We start from the raw sequence: 11,965 nt of genomic DNA, 5'->3' as shown, positions 1-11,965 counted from the left end.
TGGGTGAGCATCTCTTGGCAAATGTTTCAAGATTTGTAATTCTACATCCATTGCCCTACTTACCTTTCAGGATTTTCTTTTTTTATTCTTTTATTTAGAATAACCGGAAAGTGACAGAAGAGGGTTAATTTTGCTAATATCGGTTTCAGCTATATTTGCCACAACCTGATAAGTTGATGCCAGTGACAGAATCGAAGAAGAGGTCGATCCCGAAACCGAACTCCCTGATGTTGTCGGTGTAACGAAATCACCCGGATCGGCATACTTGGAAGTCACAATACCAGTAAATGGAGCACGAATTACTGTGTCTTGAATTTGTGTTTGAATCGTTTTTAGGTTGCCCTGTTGCTGAACCACTTGAGCGCGTGCGGCGTCAATATCTTCCTGACGATTTCCTGCTTTTAGTAGTGCTGTCGTTGCGATCGACTCCTAGCAGCAATTGATTAATTGCTCGGAGGACGTGCCGGAATTCCCAAGGCTTCCCGCAATTTTTCTTCAGTAACACCGAGCTTTGTAGCTGCTGCTTTCAGGTCGGGACGGCGACGCTCTCCATCTGGTGGATTGGTTGGATTAGTAGGTACTCTCAAAGCTTCTTTTAACTTCGCTTCGGTGACACCGAGTTTTTGAGCCGCGGCTGTAAAATCTATCTGACGGTGCGATCGCCTCCCTTGTGGTAGTTGCTCGCGCGCTTGAGTGGGGTTTTGGGTGGTCAGGTTCGGGTTTCTGCCTGCTTGACCACAGGCTGCAAGTGTGAGGGAAATGGCTGCCAAGGCTAGAAATTGACGAATAATCATAACAATCAATCTTGTTTTGCTGAGATTGGAAAGAGTTGATAGTTTTAATTACACCAGCCCAATATGACAGCTTTCCCTTTGTCCGAATTACAAAATTGTAATAATAGCGATTCTTATTTGAATGAGTTACACGGGTAGGGTAGCACAGCTAGCTGTGTTACCCTAAGTGCTTAATTAAGCAATTAATTATCAGAACAAAATTCAGGAGTCAGGAGCCAGAATTCAGAATTGAATTCTGTGCGACACTTCGATCGGCTCAGTGCATCGCTGGCGGATGAATAAATGGCGTTTTTGCACCTCCACCAAATCGTGGATTTGGTAGTCTACAATCAGTGATGGGTCTGAATCCCCCACTGATTTATTCTGACTCCTGAATTCTGACTTCTGAATTCTTCTTCAATTCTTTCTAAGCCTAATGCTCGTAGACATCGCTGGAAACTAGCGCTCCAACTTTTTGCCAAATCCCCTTATATAACAATTACGAATGACGGATTTTTAACGTTCGGTATTTGTTACCGACTATCCATAGTAGAACAATTAGCAATACAAGCGCCTTGATCGTTGATGGCTCCACTACCTTCTTTACTTGCGTGGGAGTTTGAGGAGTAATATTACATGGAATCTCAACGATTTGTGTGTGATTAGAACCATTACCACTGGGAGTCAGATCGCATTCGCCTTTATTGGTGAGAGACAAAGGTGCATTTTCTGGAGAAACAGGTGCAGGTGGTTGAGGAGATAAAGAAACTGGTGGTTGAGATGAAGAAATAGGTGTTTGAGCTGAAGAACTATCGCCACTCAGTAGTAGAAGCAGAATTAAACCAAGACCCCCAACGCCGATTATTGGCCAAAGTGGAAAGGAATTAGAACTGTCTGGTACCAAGACATCTCCCGTAGAGCCAGGGAAAGCATCAAAAGCTATTGTTTCTCCATCCAAGGCTAGTGGATTGTCACTTAGCAAAGTATCTCCTGCGATATCTTCACCTAAGAGCTGATTAAATTCCGCTGGAATCGCATTGTTGGGGCGTCCGAGTTCCCCACCATCTTCGGAGTATGGATAGGATAGTACTTCAAAAATCTTCTGTTGGAGTTGGTTCTGATCTCCAGAACTCAATGCATCCAAGCCTGTAGAGATTTTATCTAAATAAAAATTTGTCATCTCTGGCGATAGACCTAGAGACTGAATCTGCTCTTGAATATTAGAAATTTTTGAGGCCTCTTCAAACAGCAATCGTCCGTATGACAATTTCAGGTCTAGTAATCCATTACGAAGGCTAACCGAGTCATTAACTCCTGAGTATGGTGCCCAGTAGAACTGCTTGGTTACAAGTCCGAGTCCTTCTACTGGATTACGACCAAAAGGTTGTCCAAGAAGGTATTGAGATCCATCCATGATTGCGGGAGATGCGTTTCTCCAAAATGAGGCGTAAGGCACCGCAGAGAGATTGGGATTATTGCCATAGAAGCTAGCAAAATTCTGGAAGTTTTTTTCCCCACCGGCTGCTCGGATTAGAAGGTTTTGATAACTAGTTCCATTGTTTAACTCCACTAATCGTTGGATTACCGATCCAGTTTTATTGCAGGTCAGACCAAATCCCACATCACATCCAGGAATGACTCGCATCCGGCTCAAATTCTGGTTATTCATTTGGTACTGGAGATACTCAGACTCCAGTCCTTGTTGGATGCCATAGCGTCCAACATTTAACTGTGCAAAAGCAGACTGACACGTAGTAAGTACTACTGCAACAGATGAAAATGCGATCGCTGCAAAGCGAACTACCTTCGGCATCGCAATTCTTTGAACAATTGATTTAGACAAGATGCACCTCCACTAAACGACAGCAATTTAATTGGGGATTGGGCACAAGAGGCAGAGGGGAAAGACTTACTGCTACTTCTCCTCGGTCACTGAGCGTAGCCGAAGTGCTGCTCCCCTACTTCCCCAATTCAACTCTTAGGTAAATAAATGTTGATCGTGATTCCTGTACCTTTAAGGTTTCCCGATGAGAGTGTGTGATATAAGACCATCGCCCGGTTTGGTTGGTCAAAAAGATACCCACGACGTGTAGGTTTAATCTTCCCTTCCTTGACTAAGGAAACGAAGGCTTGTAGATATCTACGTATACCTTGACGGTTCTCTTTAGTAGTATTCGTATGACGCTCAATCAGCATCATAAAGAAGTCCAAGCTACGATTCTCCTGCCCTTGAATCAGACTGCCTTCATCTAAGAAAGAACTTGCTATGAGCCTGCTATTAACTTGTTTGACCTTAAATAAAGTAAAGTAACGTCCTTCTTTTTTAGGATCGTTCGCATAACAGACCCAGGAACCCTCTTTATTTTGTGTAAAACCCTGTTCAGCAAGGTAAGAAAGCAAAGAATTATTTGTCTTAGTTTGTGGTGGAGGTAATAAATCTTCAATGGGATCTAAAGAGCAAATCCTTTGTGTTGTTTTTCGTGGATAAACAGCAGGTGTCTGTTGAGTATTGACGCGAAAGGGCTGTGTTGTTTTTTCTGGATAAACAGCAGGATTCTGTTGGGTATTGACGCGAAAGGGCTTGTCATCAGACATTGCCATACTAGACATTGCAGCCAACGCAGATACTTGGAGAACGATCGCTCCAAACAAACGAACTATGATATTCATGTTTTTCCTGTTACTCTTACTGACTTTGTGAATAATCGAATTTTTACTAGATCGAGATCGATCTAGCAGTCCTAAATTATTTGTTAAATTTAAGTGTTTGCCTGATTTGAGCGAGGGTAGCTTAAGTTTTCACTAATCAAATAGGACTTTTACATATAGGTAACTAAACACAAAGAGAATCAATATCTAAATAAAACACACAATGTTAATGTCTTATTGACAATACAAATTAGGCTTTTTGATATTTTTACATATACAAAAAACTATTGACATTGCGTCAAAACTTTTCTATTTACTCTTGTCTAATTTTTTGCCATTTTAAGAAGGGTTTATGCCTTTCTCGCTGGCTATGATGATTCCTAAAAAAGAGCTTTAGTTAGCTCTTTAGTACCTTATATAAGCAGAGTTCAAAAAGCTCTGTGCTTTGCACGTTAGGGCTTTTGTTGATTTCCTGGGTAGGTTGAATAATTTTTTGTTTTTTTGAAGGTAGCGCACCTAACTAGCTCTTCCAGCATGGTTACAAATTGATGTATAAATAATATCTCCCTGACAGTAAAATAATATTACCATGAGCTTGAGACATGCAACAGTATTGTGGACAGTTGTCAAAGTTGTACACTATGAATCGTAACTACCTCTTCATTAAATTTCATAGCAAATAGATGAGAGGCAAGCTTAATCTATATCACACACTACTAGTATTAAATTATTAAATAATAGTAGTGTGTAGCCTGATATTCTAATGTATTAAATGTAACATTAATTAAAGTAAAACACTTATAAATAATAGATTGCGATCGCTAACCCAAGTGTTTAATTACCCTACTAGGCGATGTCTATGATGGTCTACGCCTATGCACCAAAAAAACTTAAGTAGATTACAAGTATAAAATTTGCGATTTAGCACGCTGTCGGTGCCACAGACCTTATAAGCCTGTAAGGCAGATATTTACGACTTCTCTAATACCAATTAAAAAAATGTTTGCGACAGATAAGGCATTCAAAATAAAATCATAGCCTCAACATTATCAACCTGAATAATGTTGAGGCTATCAGCATGACAAGCGGCAAATTCTGTCAATAATTGTTGATAAACAGAACTTACGCATTGACAGATCGGACAAAAAGTGCGTAAGTTCTAAATTAGTTAATTCAATTTAATTTATTACAATGCACTGCGGCTAGTTAACGCATTCCACAGGAAGACTGCAACAATTGCACCCAGAACTGCTACTGCAATACCGGGAATACTCAAAGAGGGAGCCGCTAAAGCAAAGCTTCCTGTACTGAAGAATACACCCAAACTGCCACCAATAAAAGCACCAACGATTCCTAATAAAATTGTTGCTAAAATTCCGCCGCCTTGATGACCGGGGTAGATAGCCTTTGCGATCGCACCAGCAATTAGACCTAAAACAATCCAAGCAAGAATATTCATTGTTTTTATTTGATAAACGTTTTTTAGTGACAAATACACAATAGCAATCCAAATATTGACATTCAATCTATCAACAGAAGCAATAATCGATAGCCTTGAGGATGAACGCTATTACTTCTCGTGATGAACTCTCTTAATTGAAATGGATAATAAAAAAGCTCCTAGTAGGTATAAAACCAGGAACTAATAAATTCATTGCTTGATAATTGCAGTATATGCATTTTTAATGATTGTTCTCATCTACTTGAAGAATTAAGCTCAGGTTTGAAAGCAGCTACTTTTGTAGGTTCGCACTTAAGTTTACTCAACTTGTAGGATTCTGGCGCTTAAGAAGTTTGCGCTTAGGGATTGGGATAGCAAAAGAGCAATTACCTGTACTTGCATGAATGTAAAACAAGAAAACCAACTGCTTGACCAATTTATCGTTCTTGTATTTCTCGCTGACGCATGGGCATAGCGTCAATTTGCTCAAAAATTGCTGTCGCTTGCACTAGTGTAGTTTCTTGGCGCTTAACACCTCCATCTTTGCCGATCAAAATGACGCGAAAATTTTCTTTATCAACCCCAAAGCGATTTCGCAAATTGGTAGCAGAAGATTCATCTATTAACTGTCCGTTGGCATAGCTTTTATCTGTTGCCAAAACTTGAACAAGAACTAAATCTCGATCTTGAAAATCGTTTTGGTGCTGTTTAAATACCTGCATCTGTTGCTGATAGTTATGGTTATCAACAGATGGTGCAAAGATTAGTAGCACACGGTTTTGCCATTTTTGAGAATTGAGATTAAATGAAGACATTTTGATAGTATGGGTTGAACCTTGGACAGTACCAGCAATGCTGACGGGCGACAGGACTATAGATGCGGCAAGAGTCAGAGCGATTAATACTGAATTATTCACTTCGGGGCTTGTTAGGCTCATAATGACAATGACATGAACGAGGTTTGATGAAATGTCAGAAGCTTGGACAGACTCTTCTCAACTACAACAGTGGCATCAAGGTATTGAAATGGCTAACCGCAATAACATTTTCTGTCATTGCCGTAGTTGTAGTGATGAATGGGTGGACTCTGTGATGGATGCAGTCTGTAGTAAATGCGGCAGCAAAGATATTGAACATATCTCGTGCTGGCAGTTTCCAGATGATTGAATGAGTAGCCAAATATGTCGCCGATAAAATAGCGATCGCTACTTTTGACATTTCCTTAGAAAATTCGGGGTGATTACTTTGTTAAGCTGCGGTAATGTCTGCTTGTGCATCTAAAGCGGAATTTGGAAAAATACTCCAACACTCAGCGGGATCAACGGTTAACAGTACTCATATCAGGATAGCGATCGCCAGCTGCCACATTTTTTGGTGCAACTGTTTCCAGTCGATTCAACTCTTGTTCAGTCAGGATAATTTCGGTAGCTGCAACATTCTCCTCCAAGTAAGTACGGCGTTTTGTACCAGGGATTGGGACAATATCTTCTCCTTGAGCTAATAGCCATGCTAAAGCAAGCTGACTAGAAGTTACTCCTTTTTCGCTGGCGATCGCTTTGACTTGCTCTACTAATTGCAGGTTTTTATAAAAATTCTCACCTTGAAAGCGAGGAGAATTTCTTCGATAGTCATCAGGTGCAAGATCGTCAGGGCTAGCGATCGCACCTGATAAAAATCCTCTTCCTAATGGACTATAAGGAACAAACCCAATTCCTAACTCCCGCACGGTGGGTAAAATTTCATCCTCTGGCTCTCGACTCCAAAGAGAGTATTCTGTTTGCAGTGCAGTAATCGGGTGAACTGCTACAGCTCGGCGAATCGTCGCCGGGGCAGCTTCCGAAAGCCCCAAATAACGCACTTTTCCCAGCTTGACTAACTCTGCCATTGCCCCGACAGTATCTTCAATGGGGACAGTTGGATCTACTCGATGTTGATAATAGAGGTCAATTACTTCCACTCCCAAACGTTTTAACGAGGCATCGCAAGCTTGATGGACATATTCTGGTCTACCATCAACCCCTTTAAAACCACCATCTTCAGTACGGACATTACCAAATTTAGTTGCTAAAATTACTCGATCTCGGCGATCTTTAATTGCTCTGCCTACTAATTGTTCGTTGGTAAACGGCCCATACATATCAGCAGTATCAAGAAAATTCACTCCGAGTTCTAATGCCCGATGAATTGTCGCGATCGCCTCAATTTCATCACGACCGCTATAGAACTCAGACATTCCCATACAACCAAGTCCGATAGTTGAAACTTCTAAGCCTTGTTTGCCTAGCTTTCTAGTTTTCATAAAATAATTTCCTACTCAGTAATTGGTCTTAGAATTTGACACCTTTCAGCATTATCCCTTTCCCTTTCACCAAGTCATCTATTATTAGAAGTATTTACTGATATAAGTACGTTAATTTGCGGGTACTTCACATTTATTTTACCAGCTGTTTTAATACAGCTTTCTAGCTTACGCACATTTATTATGTATTTTCTAGTCTAATTACTAGCCAGTTGTAGCGAAGCGATGACCAAGCGCTGTGAATTGGCTGCTGAGTTATTTTACAGCGTTGGGTCAACAACTGGCGATTTGTGGTTGTTCTGTTCTGTTGATATCTCATTTAAACTGCAAAATACAAAGTTGTGATGCCAAATTGCCAGAACCTTTGAACATGGTATCGTCACTTCAGCTTTGTCTTAAAGGAGAAGTGGATAGAGTTGATGACAGTTTGGTCAAATACCTCCACCAATTCAAGAGAGAACTTTCAGCAAGAGTTCGTTAAGCACACACAATAATGGTCGGTTGTTACATACACCAGTTTGATTGTGATTAGTCAGAATATAGTAGTGCGATATATTGCACTCTTACAAAAGTTAAATTCAGAGGTAAACTATGTTTCCTTTTTGGGGTAATCCATGTTATGGAAGCGAACCCATTTCGCACAAAGCTAGCTTAGAGCGGAAATTAAAATTCTTGGTTTGGCTACGAGATGATTTAGAGTCTAGACTGGCTGGTATTAATGCTTCTATTGATACTATTCGTCAGCAAATAGAACGTTCAAACTCATCTACTTAGAACTTAGCTAATACAGCAATTCATCTCATCACCTACCCAATAAGCAGGTGATGAGATGAATTGCAAATGAATTGAAGACTATTAACCAGTCAACTTAATGACACCTTGGCTAACTAGAGATTCAAGCTGAGAATGATGCTGTGTTTGTTCTCGTAGCAACTTTAGTTGCTCGTAACTGAGAATGTGTAATCCTGGCCGGACAACATAACCTTCAATGGTAATGCTTTGTGGCTGCTGGCTGTTGGTGCGGTTGTAGCTAATTGAAGGCATATTTACAAAGGGCAAGTTAGAACTGATTAGTAGAAGAGAGTTTGATTCTTCACTCTCTTACAGCTTCACACAAGTTCCTCTGAAAGGGTGACTAAAGGTTGCGTTTGCCTCCCAGTATTGAAAGAAACACGATATCCCCAAGCTAATTGGTATGCAAAGCAGGTAAACCTGACTTGATTAGAAGGGGGTTCCTGGGATCAACAAACTGATAGACAGACTTCCGGTTTTCCCTTAACCCAAAGAATTCCAACCTCAAATCAACCTTTCTCAATAAATTTTGTGCGATGCCTACAGTGGGCTACGCCTACGCTTTAGCTATTTTACTGTCAAGTCAATCTCTGCGATTAATAAGCGTGAGGTTTGTGAGGCCATTCTCTACACCGCTAACAGCCAATCACAGACGTACACCTTCAAAGTTACCCTATACCTGCCATTGACCCAGGACTCTGTTGCAGTATGGCTCACCATCAAAAATTGGGATATTTTACAAAAATATTTTTCAACGGTGATTTAAGTACAACATTTGGGAACAATTTATGGAACTCAGATTTTTGTAGGTACTTAGGTAATTTCTAAGTACCTACAAAAAGAAGATAAACCTGTTCAAAATGCAGCCTGAGTTTCCCCAAAAGGGAATAAATCACTAAACTGGCAATATCTATAAAAATGCTTAATTCTGAAATTCAAAAAGACCTTCGCCATAACTTTACTGTCAATGTTATTGAAAGTGGATTTTTTGGTTTTGGGAGTGGTTTTGCTTCATTTTTCACGATTCTTCCACTATTTGTTAGCACTCTTACCGATTCTGCATTGCTTATCGGCCTGATTCCAGCTATTCCACGCTTAGGCTGGCAATTACCTCAGCTATTAACAGTTAATAAAGTAGCTCGCCTACAGTGTTACAAACCAACTGTAATGTTGTTGACAATTCATCATAAGCTTCCTTTTTTGGGATTAGCACTGGTGGCTTTATTACAACTAGAACTCAATCACCAAACTATCTTACTGTTGACATTTGCCATACTCATTTGGCATGGGCTAGGCGGTGGGTTTAGCGCCACTGCTTGGCAAAGCATGATTGCTAAAATTGTTCCCTCCAGAAAGCTTGGTATTTTTTACGGTACTTTAGCAGCATCTGCTAATTTGATGAGTATTTGTGGTGCTGCGATCGCTGGTTTACTGCTTAAGGAAATTGCTCAACCATTTAACTTTGCTCTGTGTTTTTTGTGTGCCAGTTTGGCAATGGCTCTATCTTGGTTTTTTATGTCTAGGACGCGAGAGCCAGTAAAGACCACACCATCAGCTTTTGAAACTAGAGGTGAATTTTGGCACACTCTGGGTGTAATTCTCCGGTGCGATGAGAATTTCCGTTGCTTTGTAATCGCACGTATGATCTCACAGTTCGCACTGATGCCACTTCCCTTCTATACACTCTATGCCATACATCAATATGGGATGGGAGAAGTTTCTGTTGGGTTAATTACGACTCTATTGATGGTTACACAAACTATTGCTGGATTGGTTTTGGGTTGGTTGGGCGATCGCACAGGTTGCAAGTTAATTTTACAAATTGGTTGTGTCGCTTGTGTATTCAGTTCGGTTTTAGCTTGTTTAGCACCCAATACAAACTGGTTTTACTTGGTATTTATAGGAGAAGGAATAGGTATGATGGCTCTGCAAAATATTGCTGCGGTAATGACTTTAGAGTTTGGCAACCAACACCAACGACCAGCCTATATTGGTCTTGGTAATACCCTTATTGCTCCTGCCACCATCCTTGCGCCCCTACTAGGTGGATGGATAGTGGAGAATATTGACTATAAAACTACCTTCTTGGTAGCAGCTATCGGTGCATTAGCTACAGCAGTGCTTTTGCACGTAGGAGTAAGCGATCCACACTATCTTGAAGAAAATTTTAGTAACGATTCAGTTAATGTTTTGCCTGAGTAGTAAGCATTTGATATTAATTCGTAATCCCTAATGCGAATGCGCTAGCGTGCTGTAGGCTCATGCACCTGTCACTAACCTATCCCTACTGAAGAGTTGTTAATTAATAAAAAGCAGGAGGCAGAGGGAATATTTTTTATTAATAGTTATTTTTGCCCATATACACCGTTTATTAACTAACCCAGCATTTTTATCACCCCAACACTGTATAAATCATTCTTGGGAGTGAAAGTTGGACTATTCTAACTATGGTATGAACCTAAAAGCAGTTAACAAAGCATTGCAAGGTTTAGGCTCATGATATTCATGCCTCATAATTTTCTACTTGTATGGCTGTTTCAACTGCTGTCCGTTGGGGTGCTTGGCGGGGGGATTTACATTCTCTATGAGTGGTATGAAAGAGAACTTGTAGGAACGCCCTACTTAGTAGCTGGACTAGTAATGTTTCTGTGGTCTTTTGGCGGTCGTTTTATCAGTTTGCCACTGCTGCGCCGTCCTGGAAACCAGGAACCCAAGTTTATGCGTAGCAAAACCGTACAGCGCTTGCCACGTCCAGATGGGAGCGTATTGCAAGTAGAGTTTTTTGGCCCTGAAGATGGCCAACCAATTATCTTGTCACACGGTTGGGGGCCAAACAGTACTATATGGTATTATGCCAAACGACAATTAAGCGATCGCTTCCGAGTAATTGTTTGGGATCTACCAGGGTTAGGAAAATCCACTAAACCGAAAAACAACGATCACTCTATAGAAAAATATGCCCGTGACTTGGAAGCTGTTGTTGCGATCGCAGGGGATAAACCCGTTATCTTGGTAGGACACAGCATGGGCGGCATGATTAACCTGACATTCTGTCGCCTGTTTCCAGAGCAATTGGGGAGTCGGGTGGCTGGCTTAATTCTTGTAGATACTACTTACACTAATCCGGTAAAAACTTGTATCTTTAGCAATCTGGTACGTAAGTTGCAGAAACCTCTACTCGAACCTGTGTTGTACCTGACTATCGTGTTGTGGCCGGTTTTTTGGTTGATGACTTGGCTCTCGTATTTAAATGGTTCGCTGTACATCACCGTCGAACTATCTGGATTTACGGGTACTGAAACACGCGGTCAATTAAGTTTTGCAGGTCTATTATCAGCATTGGGTTCGCCTGGTGTTCTGGCTCGTGGCACACTGGGAATGTTGAAGTTCGACGAAACAGACACACTTGCAACTATTAACGTTCCTGTATTGGTAATGTGTGGGGCTTCAGATATAGCGACAAAACCTGTAGCAAGCGATCGCATGAAAGCAGAATTACCTTACTCTGAAAGAGTCACCCTAAAACCAGGTGGACACATGGCATTGATGGAACAAAACCAACAGTTTGCTGAAGCAGTCAGCACATTTTGCGCTGGCTGCTCCTCATAGCTGCCTGATATCATGTCCGATTAAAGACTTATCATTAAGACCGCAGAGGTGCAGAGGGGAGGGGTTTTGGGTTTTCTGCATAGATTTGGGAATTATAACTAATTAACCGGACATGATATGAATCCCACATTTAGCATCCATCAAAAAATATTGCTCCAGGGTTGACGTTTCGGTGTTTCGCGCAGTCTGTAGCAACTTCCGCCTTCCCTGCAAGAACTTCCGCCTTGACGTTTCGGTGTTTTGCGCAGTCTGTAGCAACTTCCGTCTTCCCTGTAAGAACTTCCGCCTTGACGTTTCGGTGTTTTGCGCAGTCTGTAGCAACTTCCGCCTTAACGTTTCGGTGTTTCGCGCAGTCTGTAGCAACTTCCGTCTTCCCTGCAAGAACTTCCGCTTTGACGTTTC

11 protein-coding genes and 1 pseudogene are annotated in these 11,965 nt (G+C 41.1%); 4 read left to right on the top strand and 8 right to left on the bottom strand.

Annotation, left to right across the window (positions count from 1 at the left end):
* Window positions 1–126: 126 nt before the first annotated feature.
* The 6 genes and pseudogenes from AC1F2U_RS25365 to AC1F2U_RS25340 form a co-directional block, all read right to left on the bottom strand.
* A pseudogene (locus tag AC1F2U_RS25365) lies at window positions 127–411 on the bottom strand (efflux transporter periplasmic adaptor subunit); the annotation flags it as partial.
* A gap of 32 nt (window positions 412–443) precedes the next feature.
* On the bottom strand, window positions 444–794 hold the full coding sequence (locus AC1F2U_RS25360; protein WP_480263594.1) for a hypothetical protein: 351 nt from the start codon (window positions 792–794) through the stop codon (window positions 444–446).
* Between the two features lie 478 nt (window positions 795–1,272).
* Complete coding sequence (locus AC1F2U_RS25355; RefSeq protein WP_480263593.1) at window positions 1,273–2,616, bottom strand: hypothetical protein; 1,344 nt, start codon at window positions 2,614–2,616, stop codon at window positions 1,273–1,275.
* Between the two features lie 128 nt (window positions 2,617–2,744).
* Window positions 2,745–3,443, bottom strand: a complete 699-nt coding sequence (locus AC1F2U_RS25350; RefSeq protein ID WP_480263592.1) for a hypothetical protein — start codon at window positions 3,441–3,443, stop codon at window positions 2,745–2,747.
* Between the two features lie 1,165 nt (window positions 3,444–4,608).
* Entirely contained in the window at window positions 4,609–4,881 is a 273-nt protein-coding gene (locus AC1F2U_RS25345) for a GlsB/YeaQ/YmgE family stress response membrane protein (RefSeq protein ID WP_104909288.1), read from the bottom strand.
* A gap of 419 nt (window positions 4,882–5,300) precedes the next feature.
* Complete coding sequence (locus AC1F2U_RS25340; protein ID WP_480263591.1) at window positions 5,301–5,801, bottom strand: DUF4174 domain-containing protein; 501 nt, start codon at window positions 5,799–5,801, stop codon at window positions 5,301–5,303.
* 31 nt (window positions 5,802–5,832) lie between these two features.
* Here AC1F2U_RS25340 and AC1F2U_RS25335 point away from each other — a divergent pair, with 31 nt between their 5' ends.
* Window positions 5,833–6,030, top strand: coding sequence for a hypothetical protein (locus AC1F2U_RS25335; RefSeq protein WP_480263590.1), 198 nt, complete (start codon window positions 5,833–5,835; stop codon window positions 6,028–6,030).
* 151 nt (window positions 6,031–6,181) lie between these two features.
* Here AC1F2U_RS25335 and AC1F2U_RS25330 read toward each other — a convergent pair whose 3' ends face one another.
* Window positions 6,182–7,162 carry an aldo/keto reductase gene (locus AC1F2U_RS25330; protein ID WP_480263589.1) on the bottom strand — a complete coding sequence of 327 codons (981 nt, stop codon included), beginning with the start codon at window positions 7,160–7,162 and terminating at the stop codon, window positions 6,182–6,184.
* Between the two features lie 591 nt (window positions 7,163–7,753).
* Between AC1F2U_RS25330 and AC1F2U_RS25325 the strand changes: the two genes are divergently transcribed.
* The gene (locus AC1F2U_RS25325) at window positions 7,754–7,936 is read left to right on the top strand and encodes a hypothetical protein (protein WP_480263588.1); all 183 of its coding nucleotides are present in this window, start codon (window positions 7,754–7,756) and stop codon (window positions 7,934–7,936) included.
* A gap of 81 nt (window positions 7,937–8,017) precedes the next feature.
* Here the strand turns inward: AC1F2U_RS25325 and AC1F2U_RS25320 are convergent, their stop codons facing one another.
* A complete protein-coding gene (locus AC1F2U_RS25320) occupies window positions 8,018–8,206 on the bottom strand; it encodes a hypothetical protein (protein WP_322670925.1) in 189 nt (62 codons plus the stop codon).
* 666 nt (window positions 8,207–8,872) lie between these two features.
* Between AC1F2U_RS25320 and AC1F2U_RS25315 the strand changes: the two genes are divergently transcribed.
* Together AC1F2U_RS25315 and AC1F2U_RS25310 are read left to right on the top strand one after the other, a co-directional pair.
* Entirely contained in the window at window positions 8,873–10,156 is a 1,284-nt protein-coding gene (locus AC1F2U_RS25315) for an MFS transporter (protein ID WP_480263587.1), read from the top strand.
* 303 nt (window positions 10,157–10,459) lie between these two features.
* Window positions 10,460–11,563, top strand: coding sequence for an alpha/beta fold hydrolase (locus tag AC1F2U_RS25310; RefSeq protein WP_480263586.1), 1,104 nt, complete (start codon window positions 10,460–10,462; stop codon window positions 11,561–11,563).
* Window positions 11,564–11,965: the final 402 nt, after the last annotated feature.

The organism is Nostoc sp. LEGE 12454, from assembly GCF_056620565.1.
Note: the sequence above shows the minus strand (reverse complement) of the source record. Positions and strands in the feature narration are given on the sequence as shown.

What these genes read in the sequence shown, in the direction of transcription:
- AC1F2U_RS25360 (WP_480263594.1), bottom strand. Translation starts at nt 794, where the DNA reads ATGATTATTCGTCAATTTCTAGCCTTGGCAGCCATTTCCCTCACACTT.
- AC1F2U_RS25350 (WP_480263592.1), bottom strand. Translation starts at nt 3,443, where the DNA reads ATGAATATCATAGTTCGTTTGTTTGGAGCGATCGTTCTCCAAGTATCT.
- AC1F2U_RS25345 (WP_104909288.1), bottom strand. Translation starts at nt 4,881, where the DNA reads ATGAATATTCTTGCTTGGATTGTTTTAGGTCTAATTGCTGGTGCGATC.
- AC1F2U_RS25340 (WP_480263591.1), bottom strand. Translation starts at nt 5,801, where the DNA reads ATGAGCCTAACAAGCCCCGAAGTGAATAATTCAGTATTAATCGCTCTG.
- AC1F2U_RS25335 (WP_480263590.1), top strand. Translation starts at nt 5,833, where the DNA reads ATGTCAGAAGCTTGGACAGACTCTTCTCAACTACAACAGTGGCATCAA.
- AC1F2U_RS25330 (WP_480263589.1), bottom strand. Translation starts at nt 7,162, where the DNA reads ATGAAAACTAGAAAGCTAGGCAAACAAGGCTTAGAAGTTTCAACTATC.
- AC1F2U_RS25325 (WP_480263588.1), top strand. Translation starts at nt 7,754, where the DNA reads ATGTTTCCTTTTTGGGGTAATCCATGTTATGGAAGCGAACCCATTTCG.
- AC1F2U_RS25320 (WP_322670925.1), bottom strand. Translation starts at nt 8,206, where the DNA reads ATGCCTTCAATTAGCTACAACCGCACCAACAGCCAGCAGCCACAAAGC.
- AC1F2U_RS25315 (WP_480263587.1), top strand. Translation starts at nt 8,873, where the DNA reads ATGCTTAATTCTGAAATTCAAAAAGACCTTCGCCATAACTTTACTGTC.
- AC1F2U_RS25310 (WP_480263586.1), top strand. Translation starts at nt 10,460, where the DNA reads ATGCCTCATAATTTTCTACTTGTATGGCTGTTTCAACTGCTGTCCGTT.